The organism is Marinobacter segnicrescens (genome assembly GCF_900111555.1).
Lineage (GTDB): Bacteria > Pseudomonadota > Gammaproteobacteria > Pseudomonadales > Oleiphilaceae > Marinobacter > Marinobacter segnicrescens.
The window spans coordinates 45,280-68,614 of the sequence record NZ_FOHZ01000006.1 but is presented as its reverse complement, the minus strand read 5'-3'; the positions used below and the strand labels follow the sequence as shown (position 1 = coordinate 68,614).

The window sequence follows — 23,335 nt, the reverse complement described above, 5'->3', positions numbered from 1 at the left end:
ATCGAATAACCGCAATTCATGTTTTTTATCTTATGCATTCCATATAGGCATGATAGAGTGGTGCCTGGGCCGGAATGCGGTATGACTTTCCAGGACACGCCCCGCAAGTACGTCCATGTAGGGCTCGACGAGCGCCGTCCATGGCGCTCGACGGTCCTGGAAAGTCATCCCCCACCCCGTCCCGCATACTAACTGCACGCCTCTCAGGAAAAGCACCTTGGACTCCAACGCCTTAAAAGCCTTTGTAACCATCGTGGACCAGGGATCGTTCTCTGAGGCTGGCGAAACCCTCCACCTGACCCAGCCGGCCATCAGTAAGCGACTGGCGGCCCTGGAGAATCAGCTGGGGACTCCGCTGCTGGAACGTCGCCACCGGCAGATCCGGCTAACCGATGCCGGCGCCCGGTTGCTGCCCCATGCCCGGCGGATTCTCGATGAGGTGCATAATGCCCGGCTGGCGCTGCAGGACGGGGCCGGTGAGGTGTCGGGGCACCTGGCGTTGATTGCCAGCCACCATATCGGATTACACCACCTGCCAGCCTGGTTGCAGCGGCTGAGTCGTGAGTATCCGGAGGTGTCGCTGGGGCTGCAGTTTATGGACTCGGAGGGTGCCTATGACCAGATGCGCAAGCGGACGGCGGAATTGGCGTTTGTGACGCTGAGTGAGAGTATGGACCAGTCGTTTGAAGTGCATGTGCGCTGGGAGGACCGCATGGCGTTCGTGGTGTCGCCGGACCATCCTCTGGCGCAGCTGGACAGCCCCGGATTGGCTGAGCTATCCCGCTACGATGCCCTGCTGCCGGAGGCAGGTACCGCGACCTATCGGACAGTGAGCCGGTTGTTCCTGGACGCAGATTTGCCCCTGAACCTGCCCATGCCAACCAATTATATGGAAACGCTGAAGGTTATGGCCGGCGTTGGTCTCGGGTGGAGCGTGCTACCGGTCAATATGGTGGATGAATCCCTGAAGGTGGTACCCGTGCCGCACCGGGTAAGCCGTTTCCTCGGCGCTATCGGGCTGAGAGGGCGAACGCTGAGTCCCCAGGCAAGGGCACTGCTGGGGATTGCCGGTGAGATCAGGTAACGGTGCTCTCCGGTGGTGGCCGCAGCCAGCGCCAGGTAATGCCGACGGCGAAGACCATGGCGATGGCGCCGCCCCAGAAGGCGATCGAGGTGTTGAAGCCCTCCACCAGGAAGCCGGAGAGCCAGGCCCCCACTGCGCCACCAGCGCCAAAGGTCAAGCCACTATAGAGCGCCTGCCCCTGCCCGTGGTGGTGCTGGCCGAAGAAGCCCTGGACGTACTGCACGGAGATAACGTGCAACGCGCCGTACGAGGCAGCGTGGAGTAATTGCGCGAAGATAAGGACAGAGACTACGTCGGTGACTTCAGCAATAAGGATCCAGCGAACCATGGTCAGCATGAGCGCGCCGATGGCAATCTGGCGTACGGAGAAATGCCGGGTAATCCGGTGCATGACCAGGAACAGGCCAATTTCCGCCAGGACACCCAGGGACCAGAGCAATCCGATACTGAGCTTGCTGTAGCCGAACTGCTCCAGATGGATGCTGAAGAACGTGTAGTAGGCTCCGTGGGATACCTGCAACAGAAAGTTCATGGCAAAGAAGGCCACCACGGCGGGATGGCTGACGATGGCCTTGAGGCTGCCCCGGGGCGCGGGGGCTTTTTTCTCGCCCCGCTCTGAAGGGACCAGGAACGCCGAGATGGCGATACCAGCAAACACCGGCAGCAATAGCCAGGGCAGCGATGTAATGGGTACCCGTTCCAGCACCCCTCCGATAATGGCTACGCCACCGATGAAACCTACAGACCCCCACAGACGGATCCGGCCATAACGTTCCTTCTGGCGGCCCAGCACACGCAGGGTAATCACTTCGTACAGCGGCAGGATGGCGTTCCAGAAGAAGGTGAACAGCAGCATCACCAGCAGCAGACCGTAAAAGCCCGGCTCCAGGAATACACCGGCAAAGCAAAGTGAGCCGATGACAGCGCCGAAGCGCACCAGCCGAACCCGCAGGCCGGTGCGGTCTCCCAGCCATCCCCACAGGCTGGGAGCGAAGATCTTGGTGAGCTGGATGGTCGCCATCAGGGTGGCGATCTGCAGGTAGGAGAAGCCACGCCCTTCCAGGTACAGGGACCAGTAAGGCAAGAGTGAGCCCAGCAGGGCGAAGAACCAGAAGTAAAGGTTTGAGAGTCGCCAGTAAATAACGGTTTTCCTTAAGATTCAGATCGTCCGGTAAAACCCGTTACGGGGGCTTTCGCCCCCGCTGTCAACGCTGTCCGATATTGGGTGTCGTCACCTCGACATCGCCGTTCTGACCCCGGTGGCGCAGGTAGTGATCCATCAGCACAATGGCCATCATTGCCTCGGCGATGGGTGTTGCCCGTATGCCAACACAGGGGTCATGGCGGCCCGTGGTGATCACTTCCACCGGGTTGCCGTCCACGTCGATGCTCTGCCCCGGCAGGCGCAGGCTGGACGTCGGCTTGAGTGCAATGCTCGCAACGATGGGCTGCCCCGACGAAATGCCGCCCAGAACACCACCGGCATGGTTGCTAAGGAAGCCTTCGGGGGTCAGTTCGTCCCGGTGTTCGGTGCCCTTCTGTGTCACCGATTCAAAACCGGCGCCGATCTCCACGCCCTTGACCGCGTTGATACTCATCAGCGCATGGGCCAGGTCAGCATCCAGCCGGTCAAAGATGGGTTCGCCCAGCCCCGGTGGCACCCCGTCGGCCACGACGTTGATACGGGCACCGATGGAATTACCCTCCTTGCGCAGGGCGTCCATGTAGGCTTCCATTTCCGCCACCTTGCCTGCATCCGGGCAGAAGAACGGGTTCTGATGAACCTCGTCCCAGTCGAAGGACTCTGCCTTGATCGGGCCCAGCTGGGACAGGTAGCCACGGATACGGATTCCCAGTCTCTGCTCCAGGTATTTCCGGGCCACCGCGCCTGCCGCAACACGCATGGCGGTTTCCCGGGCTGAGGACCGGCCCCCGCCACGATAGTCCCGCACGCCGTACTTGTGCATGTAGGTGTAGTCGGCATGGGCCGGTCGAAACTGTTGCGCGATCTTCGAATAGTCCTTGGACCGTTGATCTGTGTTCTCGATCAGCAGGCCAATAGGCGTGCCGGTTGTCTTTCCTTCGAACACCCCGGACAGGATACGCACCTCGTCTGCTTCCCGGCGCTGGGTGGTGTGGCGGGAGGTGCCAGGCTTGCGCCGGTCAAGGTCCTTCTGGAGATCGGCTTCAGTGAGCTCCAGCCCAGGCGGACAGCCGTCGATAATACACCCCAGAGCTAACCCGTGACTTTCGCCAAAGGAGGTGACGGTAAACAGTTTTCCAAACGTATTTCCGGACATGATTCAGTATCTTGTAATAAAGTATTCAGAAAGATTCTCAGGAATTTGCCAGCCCTGACACCAGTTGCTCACGGGTCAGCAGGAAGACACCGTCACCACCATTCTCAAAATCCAGCCATGTGAAGGGTAGCTGCGGATAGGCAGCATCCAGCGCGTGCCAGCTGTTGCCCACCTCCACCACCAGGAGGCCACCGGGATTCAGGTGGTCGGCAGCATCAGCCAGTATGCGATGGGCAATAGAGAGGCCATCATCACCCGCTTCCAGGCCCAGACGGGGCTCGTGGTGGTATTCGGCTGGCATGTCGGCCATGTCTTCGGCGTCCACATAGGGTGGATTGCTGACGATCACATCATAACGTCCGGTTACCTGGTCGAATACATCCGAACGAACGGTCATTACACGATCACCGACCTCATGCAGCTCGATATTGGATTCCGCGACAGCGAGGGCATCTTCCGAGATATCGGAAAGTTCCACCTCTGCTTCCGGGAAAACCGTGGCTGCTGCAATACCGATACAGCCACTGCCCGTGCAGAGGTCCAGGATGCGCTCCACCGGGTGGTCCGCCAGCCAGGGCTGTAACCGGGCTTCGAGCAGCTCAGAAATGGGGGATCGGGGCACCAGGACCCGCTCATCTACGTGGAAGGGCAACCCCATGAACCAGGCTTCGCCGATAAGATAGGCTACCGGGCGCCGTTCATTGATGCGTCGTTCAATCCGCTCGAGTATCAATTGGCGTTCATCCCGGGTCAGGCGAGCTTCCAGGAACAGATTGTTGTTTTCCAGCGGCAGATGCAGGCTTCGCATGACAAGCAATACCGCTTCATCCCACAGGTTGTCGGTACCGTGGCCGTAATACAGGCCAGCCTCGCTGAAGCGGGAAGCGGCGTACCTGAGGTAGTCTCTTACGGTGATCAGGTCGTCAATGGGACGGGTCACTGCCGGGTCCTTCTGTCCGGGCCGCCACGGGGCGGACCATGAATGGTTGTGGCGGATTATACGCGGATTCCCTGCCCCCGGGCAGCCCCGAAGGCTCAGCGTCCTCAGAGGGACAGGGGGCCGGAACTGCTGCGATTCTTCTCAAACCGGTCCAGGGCGGCATGCATGCGTTCGCGACCGATCTGGATCAACTCCGGCGCCTTATGGTAGTCGTAGGTGCGGCAAGAGTTCTTGGGCACGTTCACCAGCAGGTCTGGCGGGTACCCGGCCAGTTTGTATTGCACCAGGGCGCTCTGCATCGTTTCGATTGTCAGGTTCATGATATCGAACTTGCCAATACCCAGTTTTTCCCAATTGATGGTGCCGGTCTCAGCCCAGGGGTCCTGGCGTGCCGCGGGTTTCTGTTCGGCCTGGTCCCTCATCTCCTCCTCCAGCTTTTCTTCCGGAGTGCCGGCCTTGTCCGGTACGCCATTATCGCGCCAGCCGCCAAAACTCTTCAGGACATCCCAGTCAAACCAGCGCGATGCCTTGTCCCGGACCTTGCCGACCCATTCATCCAGCTCACTGTCGTCTGTTACCGGATGAAAGGCCGCATCAGGTATACGCCGGCCTGCGTCATCCTCACCACTGAGATTGACCGCAAACACCAGGTCTGCATGGGCCGAGATGGTCGGCATGATTGGCAGCGGATTAAGCAGTGCACCGTCCACCAGCACCCGCCCGTTCATCACGACCGGGGTAATCAGGCCGGGTATGGCAATAGACGCACGAATCGCCTGGTCCAATGGACCTTCCTGGAACCAGATCTCCTTGTGGCTCAGCAGGTCCGTCGCAACGGCCGTATAGGCAAGGGGCAAGTCTTCAATGCGGGTATCCCCGAGCATTTCCCTGACTACCGAGAATACTTTCTCTCCGCGGATAGCCCCCACGGAGTTGAGGGTAAGGTCGAGCAGTTTCAACACATCAAACTGTCCAAGACCGGTCACCCAGTCCTTGTAGGCCTGTAGTTTGCCCGCAGCATGGACGCCGCCAATCAGTGCCCCCATGGAACAGCCGGAAATAGCGACAATGTCGTAACCGCGCTCACTGAGCACCTCGATGGCACCGATATGGGCATAGCCGCGGGCACCTCCGGAGCCAAGTGCCAGGGCAACGGTTTTACGACCGGTCTCCTGGGGTAATGAACCCTGCCCGACGCTGACCGCTCCGACCTGCTCCGCCCCCCCGGATTTTGCAGGGGGGCTGGGCTTTGGGGTGTCACTCATTACCACTACTTCCTTCCGGGGGCCTGATTACGAGGATTTCGATCCGGTTCTCGGGGCGTTCCGGTGTCGAGAACCGTACCAGTGGACCGATAGCCCGGACGATATGCCGTGAGCTGGACAGTCCGGACCTGTCTAGCAGGTCCGACATGGTGTTGGCTGCCCGCTCGGCCCGATCGGTTGCCGCTTCCAGGGTCTCCCCCGGTTCGAGTCCGGAAAAACCGGCAATCACGATGCGGGCATTCGGGTCCGAAGCCATACTGTCCAGTATACGCTGGCTTTCAGCACCCCACTCGAAACTTACGCTAACACTCCCTTCCCAGGGCACGATGACCGGGCCGGCCAGTCGACCGCCTTCACCATCCAGGCCAGGTAAAACGGCATCGTCCGCCAGCTGCAATTGCTCGAGCCACAGGTACTCCCGCTGGTTGCCGCGGGTGACGGTATAGAGCACCACCAGCCACCGGCCACCTTCGCCGTCCTCAAAACCCGCCACCAGGTACTCCTGCTGTGCGTCACGGCCATAAAGCGTCGACAGGTCGAATACCTGGTTTGCCCAGACGTTACTGCGCCCGCATTCCCGCCCGCTACACTGGAACAGGATGGACGCACCTCGATTCTGCAGCTGTTCCAGGTACCAGCGTCGTGCATCCTGGCGGGTGATACCAGGAGCCATCCTGAAGAGCTGGCCGCTACCTTCCACAGCCAGGCGTACGGAATTCTCCGCACGCAGCTCGGAACCAACCTCACGGATGGGGCTCAGCATCACGCGATATGACGACGAGGACCGGACCCGTTCCTCCTCGAGTTCCGCCTGGGGAAACGCCAGCAGGACACTGGCTTCCGCCTGCAGCCAGGGCAACAGCGAGGCAAACAGGGTCAGCGCAAGGCGGCTGGACAGCGAATGACGGCTACTACAGACAGACATTGCAATTCTCACTTCTCGGACAGGAACGAACGTATGCCGTCTTCAACGGGAGTCGTGTCACCATCCAGGTGGCAATGATGGCCGCCATCAATATCCAGGCAGCGCACGTCGGCCAGGGTGTCGAAACGTTCCTGCCAACGATCGAAACTGGCCAGCAGCCCATGTTCGGCACGAACCAGCAGGGTCGGCGCCTCCACAGCAGCGACAAATGCCATTACCTGCTCTTCAGTGAACATCATTACCGAGGGATGTCTCAGCCGCGGATCCGTACGCCAGCGAAGCCCATCCGCACCCTCAGTAAGGTTACGGGACAGCAACACCTGGGCTATGTCTTCTGACAGGGGGTTGCGGCCCCCGGTTCGCAGCCGGGCAGCCTCTTCCAGACTACGGTATGTGTTGCTGGTGCCGGAGCCAGCCAGACGCTTGCGGATGCCGCGGCGAAGCTGGCTCACCGCCTCCTCCGGCGCCTTGGAAATAGGCCCCAGGCTGTCAATCATCACCAGCCGGCGAACTTTTTCCGGAAACGCCGCTGCAAACAGCAGGGCAACGATGCCACCGAGGGAGTGTCCTACCAGATCGACGGTTTCATGGTCGCTGAAATGGGTTTCCAGCAACTCCGCCACGTCAGACACATAGTCTGCCAGCATGTAGCCCTGACCTTCCGGCCGGTGGTCAGAATGGCCGTGCCCGGCGTGGTCAATGGCCCAGAGCGGACCCAACTGCCGAAGCCCCGGTGCAAGCCGGCAGAAGCTGAGACTGTTATCAAGCCAGCCATGGAGCATGATGACCGGGCGGCCGTCCCGGGGCTCGCCGGAAGCGGGCCAGTGCAGGCCTGCCAGGGTAATGTGCCTGAGCGGCCAGCGCATTTCGGTGAAGCTTGCTTCGGTTTCGGCCAGGGGGCCCGGAGACAGGGAAAGGTTCATGGACGCGGTTCATCCTCCTAAAGGAACTGCGGGCATTGACGCCCGGTGTTGCCACAGGGTTGCTACGGGCGAGTTCAGCCCATCCTACATGGTGTGGGTCGGCCGATCCGAACTCAGTGACCCTGCCAGGTAGGCTTCGATCTTGGTGCGGGCGGTTTCGTCCTCACCATTGAACTGTACGCCAATACCTGCCGCCCGGTTTCCCTGGGCACCCCTGGGTGTAATCCACACCACCTTGCCGGCGACAGGTATCTTCTCGGGCTCATCCATCAGGTTAAGCAGCAGGAAAACCTCATCCCCCAGCTGGTACTGCTTCTGGGTCGGAATGAACAGCCCCCCCTGGCGAATGTAGGGCATATATGCTGCATAAAGCACCGCCTTATCCTTGATGGTCAGGGTCAGAATACCGCTGCGCGCGCCAAATCCAGGACCCATATTGTTCCTCCAGCTGTTATCGTTCTTTCAGGTTACCGGTAGTGTCACAGGATGCCACACTCCCTTCATAATTATTGGCCGGCCTGAACCTCCCGCCGGAGTGACACTGGCCCCTTAGCCCGCCGAACGTCTCCGGCCAGGCATCAGGCTCCGCCACTGAATCAGCAGACGATCAGTCTCCAGTTCCGGGTTCACATTATTCACCAGCGCGCGCCGGGAGTCCCGGATCGCGTCGACAAGTTGCTGCGCGCGCCAAGGCGGATTCGACTGGGCCAGGTATCGTACCACCTCTGCGATCCCCGGATCGCGGGCGAGGCCTCCCGCCATAACGCGAGCCAGGTCATTGGCCCACCCTTCCATCAGGTTCAGGGTGGCCTCGTGACCGAGGTCCCGGAACGCCCTGGCAGTCATCGCAACCGTTATTGCGCCTTTCATAAACTGGCGAAAAGCGTCGAGGGCGGCGTCCCGCTGGTCGAGGAAGCCACTCTCCAGTAACTCCATTGCCAGTCTCGGAGCACCGCCGGCCAGGTACAGCGCAAGGGCCTGGCGCTCCGGATCAGGCGCCCCTTCACTGGCGTTAAGTTCTGTAGCAAGCCACGCGGTCGCCTCTTCGGCCGGCGGGGTTGCCACTGGCAGGATACGACAGCGGGACCGGATGGTCGGAAGCACTGGCCGTCCGCTCTCCTGGAGGAGCAACAGCACCACATCTGACGCGGGTTCCTCCAGGGTTTTCAGCAAGGCGTTGGCGGCATTGATGTTCAGCTGATCCGCCCGGTGGACAATGGCAACCTTCACCCCAGCCACCTGGGGTGATGCCACCGCAAACTGCGACAATGACCGCACCTGGTCGATGCGGATCATGCGGGATTTCTCGGGCTGGTAAAGCCGGATATCCGGATGGGATTCACCCGCCCGTAACTGACACTGCCGGCACTCCCCACACGGGGCGCGCATACCTGGCGCTCGACGGTCGCAAACCAGCAATGCGGCAATTCGCTCAGCCAGCTGACGCTTGCCCACGCCGCGTTCACCGGTAACCAGGCTGGCATGGGGCAAACGTCCCTGATCCAGGGCCTGTCCGAAATGTTCAAGTACCGGCGTCAGCCAGGGCATGTCGTTCACAGTGACTTCCGAATCAGGACGGGTGCTGCGCAGGCCCGTGTACGGTGGATCGTTTTCTCAGTTCCCGGCGGATGCGAGCCAGGCGCCGGCGCATCAGGCGCAGCTCGGTTGACCGGTGGCTGCCGCGCCCGGGACGCGACCGGGAACCGGAGCCATAGTAATGATTGTTAAGGTCACGGGCAAAGGCGCGTGCGACCGCAGCGGCTGCCGGCGCCTGTTGCTCGGTCATCCTGGCCAGCTCCAACGGCGTTGCCCCGGCCGGTACGGTGCTCCCCCGCTTCTGCAACAGCCGGGTCCACCGTGAAACCAGCACCCCGGCCGGGTCCGTTCGTGCTGCCCCGCCATGGCGAATCGCCGCGACCAGCGCTGCCACCAGCAAAGCAACACCCATCAGGCCGGCCGTCAGGTAGCCCAGCTCCCTGAGTCCGATATTCCCTGGAAGACGGCTCATCAGGTCCATTTGTGACTGCCCCTGATAGCCAATAACCCAGCGCTGCCAATTATAGTTGATCCGGTCCAGTTGCAGGCTCGCCCACTGCACCAGGGGAAGATCGCCATAACGCTGTGGGGATGCCCAGCTATCCTCCAGGAACGAGCCCTCCTCGGCGACAGCATCCCGCAGGCCAGACTCGATCCGCTGTGGTGCGATCGCCGCCGTCGGATCGAAGCGCACCCAGCCCCGCTCCTCGATCCAGGCTTCCACCCAGGCGTGGGCATCGTATTGGCGGATAATCAGGTAGGCCTCGTCGGGGCCTGGGGAGCCTCCCTGGTAGCCAGCCACGACCCGCGCAGGTATGTCAGCGGCCCGCAACAGGAAGGTCATGGCACTGGCGTAATGGGCGCAGAATCCTCGCTGGGCATCGAACAACAGCGTGTCCACGGGGTCGTCTGGCATGGCCGGTGGGCGCAGGGTGTAATAGTAGGGTTGCTCCCGGAACCGGTTGAGCACCGCGTTGGCAAAGGCCAGGTCCGTGCCTGCACCCATGGCCAGGTCCCGGGCCAACTGCCGGCTACGCTGGTTGCCTTGCGGGGGCAGTTGCAGGTATTGGCGGCGCTCGGCAGGCGAGAGCTCGCCAGCCGTGCCTGTTTCCCGCTCCAGCTCCATACGGTAACGCACCGAGGTATCCGCAGGCCGCTCCAGCCGGAATACCCTCCCGGAAACTTCCGTAATATTGGCAGATACCGGCCGGGAGTTATCCAGCGCATAGACCCATCGCTGGCCGGAGGCTTCCATCAGCACATCGTATTCATTGTCAGCCAGCGCTTCGAGGCCTGCGTCCCGGTTGACCCGGCCAAGGGGACGATAGGGCTCCTGCTGCCACTGACTCCAGGTACGGCCATCGAAACGGTCAAGGATCAGGCCGCGCCAGTACCGGTCTCTGTGCTCGGGCGTTTCGCCAGCGAACGTCACACGGAACGCCCGCTCGCTGCTTTGCGCAAGGCTCGAAATATCCCCGGGCGTCATGGAGTCCGACAGCCCCGTTCGAGCCTGGTCCGAAACCAGGGGCACACTCCATAACGGCGCCATACGGGGGAAGAACACAAACAGCGCGATCACCACCGGCAGGGTTTTCAAGAGCATGCCGCCCAGGCGCCGGAGACCATGGAATGAGCTGTGTCGGCTGTCCGCAGGCGTATGCAACAGTTGCAGTGCCACCAGGGTCACTACCACCCCGGCCAGGGTCACTAATGACCAGCCAATGTCCTGACGAAACAGGAAATTCACTGTGGCCAGGTATACCAGGATGAAGAACAGAACAAAGAAATCCCGCCGGTTGGCCGTTTCCAGCCACTTGAGGCCGACCGCCAGCACAAAGAATGAGGCCGCCGTATCGACACTGAACCGACCGCTGACTGTGGCGATGTAGACCGCAATCAGGGTGCCCATAATGGCCAGCCTCAGCCATCTGCCCGGCAGACGGGCCCGGCCGGTCTGCGCCAGCCACCGCCAGCCGGCCAGTGCAATACAGGCTGCGGCGAGCCAGACCGGAAGCCGGTCCCACTGGGGTAACAGCAACAACAGGAAGCCACAAAGCAGCCACAGCAGGGCACGGGTGGGCAGTAGCGACGGTTTTAGGCTCATTGGACCCCCTCGCCGGGTGCTGACCTCTGCCAGGTAGCCAGGGTTCTCAGGCACTGCCGAGTGTGGAGGTTGCCGAGGTCGGGCTCAATGGTGATACCCGGCAGCCGCAGCCCCCAGGGCTCACCGGTCCGCTCCCGATCCAGTACCAGGGCAGCCAGGTAGCTCAGGCGAAGCTCGTGGTCGACTCCCGGAAAGCCATCAAAATCCAGCCATTGCGGACTGCCCTGCTCCCCCTGCCAGTCGGCGACAGCCATCTCCCCGTTCCGCGAGTATCGCTTCCAGTCGATGCGGGCGCTAAGGTCACCTTCCCGCCAGGGGCGGAGCTCCACCTGGTCCTGGCCCTGGCTGACGGATACGGCTTCAGTGTCGCCAGCTTCCACGCTGCCTTCCGGCGCGCGTGGTGGCACCACAGGTTTCGGGTAGACCAGGGCCGGGGTAACCGGACATAACCAGGACCAGGCCATGAGCAAACCAAAGGGAAACCGGGTTTCCACCCGCAACCGTTGCGGACGCAGATAACCTCGCTCCCGGCTGGCCACCTGCAGTGTGCCCTCGACCCGGTCGTGGCCGGATACCGACAGGGTAACGGCACCCCCGGTCTCTTCTCCCAACTCGATGGCGGTAGCGTCATGGGGTGCCTGCAGGACAAACCGGAACGGGATCGGCTCCCCGGCAAAGCCTTCCCCTGGCTGCAACAAGGTCAGTTCGAGGCCGTTGAGATTATTATGGGTCTGGTGCATGGCCGCGACAAACAGCGCCCCCAGCAGGAACGTCAAAAGGTAGATCAGGCTGTTCTGGTAATTGATTCCGGTAAGCAGCATAACCACCAGTAGCAGGCCAAACACCAGCCCGGCAGCGGTGGGAAGGATGAAAATGGAGTGACGATCAAAGCGTCGCCGGTCGTCCACCGGAATTCGACGGTTGATCCAAGCCTGCCAACGCTTGCGGATGTTTGATCGGATAGTGGACAACAATGGACGCTTCACCGTGGACAGCAGACTGGAACGAAACGGGTTTCCCGCAGTTTCCGGGTTACAGGCTCGAGGTGGATATAGGGTATCATGCACGGCCCATTTTCCTGTCAGGTTACCGGATGTCTAATCGCTTCTCTGTGCCGCCTGCCCAAATTGCCGACTTCGTCACTGCCCTGTCGGGGCTTGACGGATTCCTGTGCCTGGGGACACAGCGCGGCAGCAGTCGCCGTTACAGCGCAATGCCTGAACGGCAATGGCAGTTCTCCACCGAGAGGGAAACGTTCGACCAGGCCGTGGACGATATCCTGGCAAGCCACCGGGTTATTGCCGGTACGGATCGCTGCGGTTTTATCGCTGGCAGCCTGTTTTACGATGCCGGCGGCCATACAGTTCCCGGGTTTTGTAGCAAAAAAACAACGCCGGGCTCGGTTGGCTGGGCAGCGCTCTACTTCTGGCAACTGGAAGTTACCCGGCAGGAGATTTCGACAACCGCCACACTGGTTTTCGATCCGGCCTGCCCCCCTGCCACTCGTAAGCAGGTGCTGGCCCTGCTGGCGGCCCCCTCCCCCACAGAGCCCGCTGATACCTTCCGGATGACCCGTCACTTCCAGGCGTGCTGCACGCCCGGGCAGTACCGGAAGGGGGTCGGACAGGTGCTCGAGTACATCCAGGCCGGCGACTGCTACCAGGCCAACCTGTCACAACAGTTTGAAGGCACCTTCGAGGGCTCGCCCTGGCAGGCGTGGCAGGCCCTGGCGGATGCGATACCCGTGCCCCATGGAGGCTACCTGGACGCAGGGTCGTGGCAACTGCTGAGCGTGTCACCGGAACTGTTCCTGGAAATCGACAACGGCCGGGTTACCAGCAAACCCATCAAGGGTACCAGGCCTCGAAGCGAAGACACGCACAGGGACAGGACGCTGGCAGAAGACCTGGTAAACAACGCCAAGGACCGGGCCGAGAACCTGATGATCGTGGACCTGATCCGCAACGACCTTTCTCACTTCTGCAAGCCATTCTCAGTAAAGGTACCGCAGTTGTTCGAGGTGGAGAGTTATCGCAATGTCCACCAGTTGGTCAGCACCGTTACCGGTCTGCTCAAGCGTGGAATTACTCCTTTCGAGGCCATGCTGAGCGCCTTCCCGGGAGGCTCCATTACCGGCGCACCAAAACGGCGGGCGATGGAAATCATCGACGAACTGGAATCCCACGTCCGGGGCCCCTATTGCGGCACCCTGTTCTGGTGGGATGCGAACAATCACCTGGTGAGCAATATTGCCATACGCAGCCTTCAGACCTGGCCAGACGGGACCATCCGGGCCTGGGCGGGCTGCGGTATTGTGGCGGATTCCGATCCGGAGGATGAGTACCAGGAGTCTCTCAGCAAGATACAACGTCTGCTCGACACCCTGGAGGCCATGGGAGGCCTGCAACGCAGTGAAGGCAGCGCCTGAGTGCAGGCCTGAACCAGCCTCGCCTCCAGGCGCGCCTGCGTGAACCTCCCGTCAGTGGCGGTGACTGAGTGACAGGAAGGTCTTCTTGAGCTCCTCGAAGTCGTGCACTGCAGGGAACTGAGGGAATTCGTCAATCACATTCTGGGGCGCATGGAACAGAATGCCACCTTCCGCCTGGGTCAGCATGGTAGTGTCGTTATAGGAATCGCCTGCGGCGATTACACGGTAGTTGAGCAACTGGAAGGCCCGGACCGACTGGCGCTTGGGGTCACGTTGGCGCAGCAGGTAGTCAATGATGCGGCCATTTTCGTCAACTTCCAGCTTGTGACACAGCAATGTGGGATGCCCCAGCTTTTTCATCAGCGGCATGGCGAACTCGTAGAAGGTATCCGACAGGATCACCACCTGGAAGCGGTCACGCAACCAGTCGAGGAATTCCCGGGCACCGGGCAACGGATCCAGTTCACCAATAACCTCCTGGATTGCTGGCAGGCCATAGCCGTGTTCGTCCAGCAGACGCAGGCGCTGCTTCATCAGCACATCGTAGTCAGGAATATCCCGGGTGGTGGCCTTGAGCTCCTCAATACCGGTTTTTTCCGCAAAGGCAATCCAGATTTCCGGGATCAGTACTCCCTCAAGGTCAAGGCACGCAAGTTCCACGGTGGTCTCCTGTCAGTCGCCGGCTAGCGGCAATGGGGTTAATGGCAAATCGCGCGGCTATGATAGAAAAAACGCGCGGGGAATGCACCGTCCATCACGTTCGACCGGGCTGTGCCCCGACCGTTGATATAACCTTATGATTGCAGATTCCTTCAGCAACCTGCGTTCCGGTGATAGATTGGCGCCACCATCCAATAACCAGCATCCTCCGGACCCGGTCGGTCCGGGCGACGACCTGCAATGGGACCAGACTTCCGATGAGCGAGATTGAACAACTTCAGAAAGAGCTTGATGGACAAAGCCCCCGGGCCATCCTCAAGGCCGCGCTGGCCCGTTACGATGAAATCGCCATTTCCTTCAGTGGAGCCGAAGATGTTGCCCTGATCGAAATGGCTCACAAGCTCACAGACCGGTTGCGGGTGTTTTCCCTGGACACCGGCCGCCTGCATCCGGAGACCTATGAATTCTTCGAACAGGTCCGCAAGCACTATGGTATCGAGATTGAGTTCCAGTTTCCGGATGCGGAAGCGGTGCAATCGCTGGTAACCGAAAAAGGCCTGTTCAGTTTCTACGAGGACGGCCACGGGGAGTGCTGTGGTATCCGCAAGGTCGAACCCCTGCGCCGGAAGCTGCAAACCCTGGATGCCTGGATTACCGGCCAGCGCCGGGACCAGAGCCCGGGCACCCGCAATGAGGTGCCGGTGGTACAGCTCGACGATGCCTTTGAAGGTCGAAGCGGAGAACTGGTGAAGTTCAACCCCCTTGCCAACTGGACGTCAAAGGAGGTCTGGGACTATATCCGTATTTCAGAGGCGCCCTACAACAAGCTCCATGAGCGGGGCTTTGTCAGCATCGGTTGCCAGCCCTGCACACGCCCGGTGCTCCCCGGACAGCACGAACGGGAGGGCCGCTGGTGGTGGGAAGAAGCCACCCAGAAGGAATGCGGACTGCACGCTGGCAACCTGATTGCCAGCGACATTGGCAGCGCCTGACGTTGACACCCGGAAGCTGACCGGTCAGTAGACCGGCAGCTCCACATCACGGAAAAGGTCTTCGATTTCCTGCCGGCTACCCTGGTGGGCAACGGCCTCATTTACCATGTCCCTGCTCAGGTGTGGGGCAAATCTCTCCATGAAATCGTACATGTAACCACGCAGGAAGGTCCCTTTGCGGAAGCCAAGCCGGGTAACGCTGGGACGGAACAGCTTGCTGGCATCCAGGGCCACCAGATCCGAATCGGCTTCCGGGTCATAGGCCATGGACGCGATAATCCCTACTCCGAGCCCCAGTCTCACATAGGTCTTGATGACGTCGGCATCGGCAGCTGTGAATACCACCTTCGGTTCCAGTCCTTCGGCCTGAAACGCCTCATCCAGCTTGGAACGGCCGGTGAACCCGAACACATAGGTGACCAGCGGGTGCTGGGCCAGCTCCGGCAAGGTCAGTTCAGACAGCTGGGTGAGCGGATGGTCCCGGGGCACAATGACGCACCGATTCCAGCGGTAGCAGGGCATCATGATCAGGTCGTTGAACAGCTCCATGGCCTCGGTGGCAATCGCGAAGTCCACTGCACCGTTGGCAGCCATCTCCGAAATCTGCATGGGTGTACCCTGATGCATATGCAGGGATACATCCGGGTAGGCTTCGATAAAGCCCTGGATGACCGGCGGCAGCGCATACCGGGCCTGGGTGTGGGTAGTGGCAATACTGAGGTCGCCCTTGCGCTGGTTCGAGAACTCCTGGGCGATTTTCTTGATGCCTTCGACCCGTCGCAGGATTTCGCCAGCCTCGCGGATGATGGTCTCGCCACCGGGTGTAATCCGGGTCAGATGCTTGCCGCTGCGGGCAAACACCTCGATACCCAGCTCATCTTCCAGTAGCCGGATCTGCTTGGAGATACCAGGCTGGGAGGTGAACAGACTTTGGGCCGTAGCGGAAACATTGAGGTCGTGATGGGCGACTTCCCAGATATAACGCAGCTGCTGTAATTTCATTGATCCTTTCGCTCCCTAAGCGGATTCAGGACTTTGCGCCCTGCCACCGGCTATGCGTCACGGTTTTGTCAGTGTTATTACCAGAATACGCATAAAGATGTTTGTTTTCATTCTTTTTGAGAATAGAGAGTCTCCGAATACTCAGTGTAGTCCATATTCCTCAAATGCAACTGTTGCCCGGACCACAGAACCGTTACTGAATGATTCTTCGGAATGGTGGTAAGGCATCGAGCAACAGCTGTCCGTATCGGCGGCTGACAATGCGCCGGTCCAGGATGGATACCCGACCGGTGTCCGACTCGGTACGTAACAGTCGGCCCACCGCCTGTACCAGCTTGACGGAAGCGTCAGGTACGGTAATTTCCATGAACGGATTACCGCCACGGCTGGTGACCCACTCTGCCAGGCTGGCCTCGATAGGGTCGTCCGGCACAGAAAACGGCAGGCGAGTGATTACCACGTGGTCCAGGTAACGCCCTGGCAGGTCTATGCCCTCGGCGAAACTGGCGACACCGAACAGAACCGAGGGCTTGCCCGCGTCTACCCTCTCGCAGTGATGCCGCAGCACCTCACCCTTGGCCATATCGTCCTGGGTGGTAATCAGTCCCGGGTGGTCCGGGGCCAGCCGGTCACGCACCGCGTTCATTTGCCGGCGTGAGGTAAACAGCACCAGCGTTGCCTTTTCCGCCGCCCACAATTCCGGCAGCCGCTTCACAAGGGCGGCCGTAAAGCCTTCCGTATCCGTTGGCAAGGCGTCCATGGGGGGCACTTCCACGGTCGCCATTTCGCCATAGCGGAAAGAGCTGGGAACCACCAGGTAGCGGCTGTCGGCAGGCAGGCCCGCGCGGGAACGCAGGCGGTCGAACCGCCCCAGTGCAGTCAGCGTGGCGCTGGTTAACACCGCGCCATGGGCCCGGGACCAGAGTCTCGAATAGAGCAGGTTATCCGCCAGTACAGGGCTGCTGTACAGGGTGACCTCCTCGGCATGGTCCCAGCGTTGCCGCACCGCCCAACGGGCCGGAGGTGGCGGCCGGTGCGCCGGCTTGTCGTCATCCGAAGCGGGCGCCGGGGACTCGCACCAGGCGGCCCAAAGCCGGGACTGGTCCTCTGCGCGGGCATGGAAACTGCCGATCACCGGATACCAGGCTTCCGCCGTGTCCCGGTCCAGTTCATGGTCCTTGCGTTCGTCAAACCCTTTCTGGAGCTCGTCCGCCATTGTGCCCAGGTGACGAACCAGTCCTGCCGTCGCGGCGCGGGTTTCCGTGGCCAGGGCCAGCAACTGCTCAGGCAACTCTCCTTCCGGATAACGCCACTGGGCCGTGCGGCGCTCATCGGAAAACTCCCACTGGATACTGTTCAGCAGGTGTTCCTGGACCCGGTTGAGGCAGTCTTCCAGCTGACGGGAGGCTTCAGACACCTTTTCCACGGCGCGACTGGCCACAGTGGATGGCGGTAACCAGGGCTGGATCTTCACCAGGGCCTGGCCCAGCTGTTTGAGCCACTGGCGAGTACTGTTGAGCGGCACCGAAGCGGCGAAGTGGTTCAGGGCCTTGTCCGGCAGGTGGTGGGCCTCGTCAAAGATGTAGAGGGCGTTCTCCGGCTCTGGCAGGATAGCACCGCCGCCGAGGGCCAGGTCAGCCAGCACCAGGTCATGGTTGGCCACCACCACGTCAGCGGTTTCCAGGCCCTTGCGAGCGTCGAAGAAGGCGCAGTTGTCAAAATAGGCACAGTGACGATTGGTGCATTGACGATGGTCAGTGGTGACCTGGCGCCAGATATCATCCGGGATGGTGCTGGGCCAGTGATCCCGGTCGCCATCCCATTGCCTGGAACCGTACTGCCCCAGCAGTTCCTCGAAGAACTCCCGGGTACCCGGTTCCTGTTCCCTGCCCTCATCCAACAGGAACAGCGGCATGGTATCGCTGTCACCATGGCCTTCATCCTGCAGGCGGGTTTCCAGGCGAGACAGGCAGAGATAGCGGCCCCGCCCCTTTGCCAGGGTCCATTCGAACCTGAGCCTGGTGTGCTTCTCCAGGTCCGGCAGGTCCTTGCTGATGATCTGGTCCTGGAGGGCCACCGTCGCCGTGGAAATCACCAGGGTCTTGCCCAGCGCCCGAGCGACCGGAATAGCTGCAATCAGGTAGCCCAGGGTCTTGCCGGTACCGGTACCAGCCTCCACCACGCAGGCTGCCGGCGCGGAAGTGCGCTTGCCGTCATCCTCGGTGATATCTCCCATATAGCGGGCTATCTCGGCAATCATCAGCCGCTGGCCATAGCGGGCCCGGATACCCTTGCCTGCCAGTACATCGCGATAACCCTGCTGGATTTCCGCCTTTACGTCGTCACTCAGGGGCATTAGCGGGGGCTGCTCCAGTCACGGACCACACCCACCCGGAAGCGCTGGCCATCCATACTGAGCTCCACGCCATCCTCGGTTATATTCTCGATCCTTAACGGCCCCAGGGTATCCCCCATCCGCAGGTAGCGATTATTGATCATCACACTGCGAGCCGATGGGCGTGAGGAGTAGACATGGCTGTTGAACACCAGGTCAGGTACCTGCCGCTGGAAGGCCATGGGCAATTCCACCAGATGGGGAACCCGACCTTCCCAGGGTGCCGGTGAATAGGCGTCGTCACTGCCATCTGGGTTGGCAGGGCGAACGGTCGGGACAATAACCGTAGGCGCTTCGTCCAGCGTATCCAGTACCACTACCCCGGCCCCATCAAGGTCACCGGTAGCCTCAGCAATTTCCCCCGGCGCTTCGGTCACGGGCTGCGCGCCTGCCCCGGTGCCGCCCTGGGGAACCGCTTCTGTCGCAGTGGCGGAGTCCGCCGCCGGGCTGGGTGTCGATGATACTGAAGACATGTTCGCCTGGTGCTGCGCTGGGGCCGGGTCCGGGACGACCGTGGTCCGCAAAAGGCCGCTGTCCGGCCAGAACAGCACCCCGAGCACCAGTGCATTCAGGGTCAGGGCGATCGCCAGCCAGCCGAGGGCGGGGATACCCCGACGATGACGCCGGTGAATCATGCGAACCTGCTGGCCAAGGTCTGGCACCCTGCCCTGGTTGCGCTCGGACTCGGACTTCTTCAGTGCTTCCAGAATGTAGGACATACTTCGAACTACCCTGACCTTGGCCGGGTCGCCTGACCGGTTTCAACGGGGGCGACCATGGCAGCATCACTGGGCACAAGGCGAGGCACGCCGGCGTCCAGGTCGTTACTCATCTGGATCAGGGTCATGGCACCGACCACCCCGTCCTGCTTAAGGCCTTTGACTTTCTGGTACCAGCGGACCTGCTCGTTGCGGATCATACGACTTACCCGGTCGACTTCTTCACGGTCCGAGGCATGCATCCCGACCAACTGCATCATCCTGGCGCTGAGCCATACACCCTCGCGGTTATTGCGGGGCAACTCCGACGGGTCACCCCCCCATGCCATATAGGGCGGTAGTTGCCAGAGCACTGAAAACTGACCGTACCAGTAGTCTTCCAAGTCGCTGAACGATACATCCAGCGTCCCCTCCCTGGTAGCAATTGTGGCCACATCGCCCTTCAGGCGAAGCAGGGTGACGTATGTTCGTTCTCCTCCGGGCCCACGGAGATCCAGAACCGCAGGTCGGTTGATAGCCTCCATGCTGCGCCGACTCCCCTGGCGATGCATGCAACGCAATCCCGCAGCATCGGCATAGTCACAGGCGAAGGGATAGGCACTTCGATCCCAGTCAAAGCCCCACAGGCGGAACAGGCCGGCATAGGCATCCGCCGTTGACAGGCCATGCTCCTCGAGGTCAAAGGCAGGTAGCTCAGGGGCCTCATTGACCGCATCCTGTTGACGCTCGACGGTGCCCGACGCGACCTGCGCCTCGGCGGAATCGTCGCCGCCGGCGGTGGACACCGGATCATTCGGGTCACCTTCCTCACTGCCCGGCCCTGGCAATGTTTCAACAGCGTCTCCTCCCTGCGCGCCTCCGGCAGCCGCCAGCTGCTCGGGAATGGCAGCCCCCTGGCGCTGGTCAACCACCGCCCATGCAGCAACCGCCAATGCGACAACGACAGCGGCCACGGTTACCAGGCGAAGCACAGGGGGCACAGCATTGGGCGACGGGCGCGACGCCAGGCCACCGACTTCCTTTGCGGCGGCGCGGATGTGACGGGGCTCAATATGCTGGACACCCTCGCTGTAGGCCCCCAGCAGGGCCCGGTCGCTGAGCAGGTTGATCAACCGGGGAATACCATGGCTCTTGCGGAACAGCAGGCGGGTTGTCGCCGGACTGAACAGTTCCACCTTGACCCCGGCCACTCCCAGTCGGTAATGCAGGTAAGCCGGCAATTCCTCCCGCTCCAGGGCATCCAGATGGTAACGCGCGGTGACCCGCTGGTTGAGTTGCCGCAGTTCCGGCCGGTCTAGCATTTCTTTCAGTTCCGGCTGTCCCAGCAGGACAATCTGCAGCAGTTTCTTTTCCGCCGTCTCAAGGTTGGTGAGCAGGCGCAGTTGCTCCAGCACTTCCGCGGACAGGTTCTGGGCCTCGTCGATCATCAGTACCTGGTGGCGCCCGCGGGCATGGGCTTCCAGCAGGTGCTGGTTGATCCGGTCAATCAGCTGCTTGATGGTGGCATTTTCGGCGTAGGGGATGCCCAGCTCATCGCAGAAGGACGCCAGTAACTCACGGGCAGACAAGCGTGGGTTAAGGATCAGCGCGATGTCGACGTGATCGGGAACATTCTCGATGAAACAGCGGCTGATGGTGGTCTTGCCGGTACCTACCTCACCGGTGATCACCACGAAGCCACCCTGCCCCTGGACGCCATACATCAGGTGAGCCAGGGCTTCCTTGTGGCGTTCGCTGAGGTACAGATATCGAGGGTCCGGCGCAATTGAGAACGGCGGCTCCCGAAACCCGAAGAAGTCGTAGTACATGAAGATCCAGTCAGCTGGCGGCCGGAATTACCGGGCCCGTCCCTTTCAGTCGAAGGCCCGCATTATGATGCTCCCATGATACCGTCGGCGGTCGCTGACTGTCACCATGACACACCGACCGGTTCACTTTCCCGCGTAGAATATCGCCGGTTGGACGAGCTCAGAAGTTGTCCAGCATCAGGTCTTCCTCTTCACCGCTGGTAAAGGGGTCGGAAGTAGCCTTGCCGTCGTTGATCAGGTATTCCCGCCGTTGCAGATAGGCATTACGCACGAACACATATCGGTCACCAGATATGAAGCGCTCTGCTGAAATCAGGTCGGCCCGCGTGTCGACAACATCGAGGGCCAGGGCGTAGTAACGATCAGGACTCTCTGCGTAAACCCACAGTGACGGGAAGGTCAGGGTTTCAGTGGCGAAACCGGTGAAATCACGCGGCGAGGATGGCCCCAGGAACGGCAACATCAGGTACGGGCCCGGCCCTACGCCCCAGTACCCCAGGGTCTGCCCGAAATCTTCCGGGCGCTCGGGCAGGTCAAAGGCGGTTGCCACATCAAACAACCCGCCAAGACCAAAGACAGTATTGTAGGTAAACCGCCCTGCAGCCACCACGGCGTGTTCCCCCTTGAGCTGGAGGACACTGTTAACGAAGTTGCGGACTTCGGTGAGGTTATTGAAGAAATTGGTCACTGCCCGGTCCGCGAACGAGGGCATCACGAACTGATATCCCTCAGCCACTGGCCGCAGCACCCAGTCGTCTACCGTCTCGTTGAAAGCGAAGACCTGGCGATTCCAGGGCTCCCAGGGATCGCGACTGCCCGTTTGTCCGGTCTCGGTGGAAACCCTCTCATCGGGCTGGACCGTTTCATCAGCTACCTGGTCCGGGGAAGATGCACACCCGGCAAGCAGCAGCGCCGCCAGGGTCAGTGTTGCAGCCGCTTTGGGCATTTCATGAAACATGGTCATTCCTGATTGGCAGTCATCATCCAGAAGTTCGGCCTTGAACGGGTATCGGATCAGCGCTTGCGCACCACCACGCTGCCAATGGAATAGCCGGCGCCAAAGGAACAGATCACTCCCAGATCACCGGGGGTAAAGTCATCCTTGTGCTGGTGATAGGCGATGATAGAGCCGGCGGAACTGGTGTTCGCGTATTCGTCCAGGATGACCGGCGCTTCATCGGTAGTGGCGTCACGGCCAAGGACGCGCCTGGAAATCAGCTGGTTCATGTTCAGGTTGGCCTGGTGCAACCACATACGCCTCAGGTCTTCCGCTTTCAGGGACAGGCTCTCCAGGTGGCTGACAATCAGCTCTGCCACCATGGGTGAAACCTCCTTGAATACCTTGCGGCCCTGCTGCACGAACAGCTTGTCCGGCTTGCCAATGCCGCTTTCATCACCCCGGTTCAGGAAGCCGAAGTTGTTGCGGATGTTGTTGGAAAAACGGGTTTTCAGGCGGGTGCCCAGCACCTCGAAGCCGTGACCTGCCGCTACCTGGTCGTCACGCTCCACGAGCACGGCGGTGCACGCATCGCCGAAAATGAAGTGGCTGTCGCGATCCCGGAAGTTGAGATGTCCGGAGCAGATTTCCGGGCTGATCACCAGCACGGCCCGGGCAGTGCCGTTTTCAACCGCATTGGCAGCCGCCTGGATGCCAAATGTGGCCGAGCTGCACGCCACGTTCATATCGTAGGCAAAACCGTCGATACCCAGGGCTTCCTGAACCTCGATGGCAACCGCAGGATAGGCCCGCTGCAGGTTTGAGCAAGCCACAATGACGGCATCCACATCCTCCGGCGTGCGGCCAGCCTGGGCCAACGCTTCACGGGCGGCAGCCATCGACATGTCACACTGGATGGAAGGCTCGTCGTTACTGCGCTCCGGCAGGCGCGGGCACATCCGCTCCGGGTCCAGTATGCCGTCCTTGTCCATGACGTGACGGCTCTTGATTCCTGAGGCCTTCTCGATGAACTCCACAGCTGAAGGCTGCAGGGGGTCGATCTCTCCCCGTGCAATGGCATCCGCATTGCGCTCATTGTGGAGCTCGACATAACGATTGAAGGAAGCCACCAGTTCTTCATTGCTGATGGAGGCAGGCGGTGTATACAACCCGGTACCGGTGATAATGGCGGTGATGCTCACGTAGGACCCCGACTGTTCTGGAAATTATTGTGGACAGCTATCCTGCAGGCTAAACAGGACGCGTGAAACATCCCTGTCCGATAATTAGCGGGGATGTTATCACAAACCCCGGAGT

Annotated in this window: 20 protein-coding genes; 3 read left to right on the top strand and 17 right to left on the bottom strand. The window is 60.9% G+C overall.

The window, feature by feature from the left end:
* The first annotated feature begins 217 nt into the window (after positions 1–217).
* A complete protein-coding gene (locus tag BM036_RS08105) occupies positions 218–1,084 on the top strand; it encodes a LysR family transcriptional regulator (protein WP_091850319.1) in 867 nt (288 codons plus the stop codon).
* Here BM036_RS08105 and BM036_RS08100 read toward each other — a convergent pair.
* The 10 genes from BM036_RS08100 to BM036_RS08055 form a co-directional block, all read right to left on the bottom strand.
* A complete protein-coding gene (locus BM036_RS08100; RefSeq protein ID WP_281247020.1) occupies positions 1,077–2,225 on the bottom strand; it encodes an MFS transporter in 1,149 nt (382 codons plus the stop codon). The two genes, BM036_RS08105 and BM036_RS08100, sit on opposite strands and share 8 nt — an antisense overlap.
* A gap of 64 nt (positions 2,226–2,289) precedes the next feature.
* The gene (gene aroC / locus BM036_RS08095) at positions 2,290–3,384 is read right to left on the bottom strand and encodes a chorismate synthase (protein WP_091850315.1); all 1,095 of its coding nucleotides are present in this window, start codon (positions 3,382–3,384) and stop codon (positions 2,290–2,292) included.
* Between the two features lie 37 nt (positions 3,385–3,421).
* Complete coding sequence (prmB, locus tag BM036_RS08090) at positions 3,422–4,324, bottom strand: 50S ribosomal protein L3 N(5)-glutamine methyltransferase (RefSeq protein ID WP_091850313.1); 903 nt, start codon at positions 4,322–4,324, stop codon at positions 3,422–3,424.
* Between the two features lie 104 nt (positions 4,325–4,428).
* The gene (locus tag BM036_RS08085; protein ID WP_091850311.1) at positions 4,429–5,589 is read right to left on the bottom strand and encodes a patatin-like phospholipase family protein; all 1,161 of its coding nucleotides are present in this window, start codon (positions 5,587–5,589) and stop codon (positions 4,429–4,431) included.
* On the bottom strand, positions 5,582–6,514 hold the full coding sequence (locus BM036_RS08080; protein ID WP_091850309.1) for a DUF4892 domain-containing protein: 933 nt from the start codon (positions 6,512–6,514) through the stop codon (positions 5,582–5,584). The genes BM036_RS08085 and BM036_RS08080 overlap by 8 nt, the downstream gene beginning before the upstream one ends.
* 8 nt (positions 6,515–6,522) lie before the next feature.
* Positions 6,523–7,437: an alpha/beta fold hydrolase gene (locus BM036_RS08075; protein WP_091850307.1), complete on the bottom strand. Its 915-nt coding sequence runs from the start codon at positions 7,435–7,437 to the stop codon at positions 6,523–6,525.
* Between the two features lie 84 nt (positions 7,438–7,521).
* Complete coding sequence (locus BM036_RS08070) at positions 7,522–7,872, bottom strand: PilZ domain-containing protein (protein WP_091850305.1); 351 nt, start codon at positions 7,870–7,872, stop codon at positions 7,522–7,524.
* Positions 7,873–7,986: 114 nt separating this feature from the next.
* Positions 7,987–8,985, bottom strand: a complete 999-nt coding sequence (gene holB / locus BM036_RS08065) for a DNA polymerase III subunit delta' (protein ID WP_091850582.1) — start codon at positions 8,983–8,985, stop codon at positions 7,987–7,989.
* 22 nt (positions 8,986–9,007) lie between these two features.
* On the bottom strand, positions 9,008–11,077 hold the full coding sequence (locus tag BM036_RS08060) for a transglutaminase TgpA family protein (protein ID WP_091850303.1): 2,070 nt from the start codon (positions 11,075–11,077) through the stop codon (positions 9,008–9,010).
* The gene (locus BM036_RS08055) at positions 11,074–12,144 is read right to left on the bottom strand and encodes a DUF58 domain-containing protein (RefSeq protein ID WP_245742534.1); all 1,071 of its coding nucleotides are present in this window, start codon (positions 12,142–12,144) and stop codon (positions 11,074–11,076) included. The genes BM036_RS08060 and BM036_RS08055 overlap by 4 nt, the downstream gene beginning before the upstream one ends.
* A gap of 26 nt (positions 12,145–12,170) precedes the next feature.
* Here BM036_RS08055 and pabB point away from each other — a divergent pair, with 26 nt between their 5' ends.
* Positions 12,171–13,505: an aminodeoxychorismate synthase component I gene (gene pabB, locus BM036_RS08050; protein WP_177186028.1), complete on the top strand. Its 1,335-nt coding sequence runs from the start codon at positions 12,171–12,173 to the stop codon at positions 13,503–13,505.
* A 51-nt stretch (positions 13,506–13,556) separates the two neighbouring features.
* Here the strand turns inward: pabB and thrH are convergent, their stop codons facing one another.
* Entirely contained in the window at positions 13,557–14,165 is a 609-nt protein-coding gene (gene thrH, locus BM036_RS08045; RefSeq protein ID WP_091850299.1) for a bifunctional phosphoserine phosphatase/homoserine phosphotransferase ThrH, read from the bottom strand.
* A 257-nt stretch (positions 14,166–14,422) separates the two neighbouring features.
* Here thrH and BM036_RS08040 point away from each other — a divergent pair, with 257 nt between their 5' ends.
* Complete coding sequence (locus BM036_RS08040; protein ID WP_091850297.1) at positions 14,423–15,157, top strand: phosphoadenylyl-sulfate reductase; 735 nt, start codon at positions 14,423–14,425, stop codon at positions 15,155–15,157.
* Positions 15,158–15,181: 24 nt separating this feature from the next.
* On the opposite strand, the gene cysB is transcribed toward BM036_RS08040, so the two are convergent.
* From cysB to BM036_RS08010, 6 genes are all read right to left on the bottom strand, one after another.
* Positions 15,182–16,159 carry an HTH-type transcriptional regulator CysB gene (cysB, locus tag BM036_RS08035; RefSeq protein WP_091850295.1) on the bottom strand — a complete coding sequence of 326 codons (978 nt, stop codon included), beginning with the start codon at positions 16,157–16,159 and terminating at the stop codon, positions 15,182–15,184.
* Between the two features lie 193 nt (positions 16,160–16,352).
* Positions 16,353–18,515 (bottom strand): ATP-dependent DNA helicase DinG, encoded by a 2,163-nt coding sequence (gene dinG / locus BM036_RS08030; protein ID WP_091850293.1) that lies wholly within the window; start codon positions 18,513–18,515, stop codon positions 16,353–16,355.
* The gene (locus BM036_RS08025; protein WP_091850291.1) at positions 18,515–19,273 is read right to left on the bottom strand and encodes a general secretion pathway protein GspB; all 759 of its coding nucleotides are present in this window, start codon (positions 19,271–19,273) and stop codon (positions 18,515–18,517) included. The genes dinG and BM036_RS08025 overlap by 1 nt, the downstream gene beginning before the upstream one ends.
* Positions 19,274–19,281: 8 nt before the next feature.
* Positions 19,282–21,081, bottom strand: coding sequence for an ExeA family protein (locus tag BM036_RS08020; protein ID WP_091850289.1), 1,800 nt, complete (start codon positions 21,079–21,081; stop codon positions 19,282–19,284).
* Between the two features lie 160 nt (positions 21,082–21,241).
* Positions 21,242–22,039: an MlaA family lipoprotein gene (locus BM036_RS08015; RefSeq protein WP_245742533.1), complete on the bottom strand. Its 798-nt coding sequence runs from the start codon at positions 22,037–22,039 to the stop codon at positions 21,242–21,244.
* A 56-nt stretch (positions 22,040–22,095) separates the two neighbouring features.
* Positions 22,096–23,214: a beta-ketoacyl-ACP synthase III gene (locus BM036_RS08010; RefSeq protein WP_091850576.1), complete on the bottom strand. Its 1,119-nt coding sequence runs from the start codon at positions 23,212–23,214 to the stop codon at positions 22,096–22,098.
* Positions 23,215–23,335 lie beyond the last annotated feature (121 nt).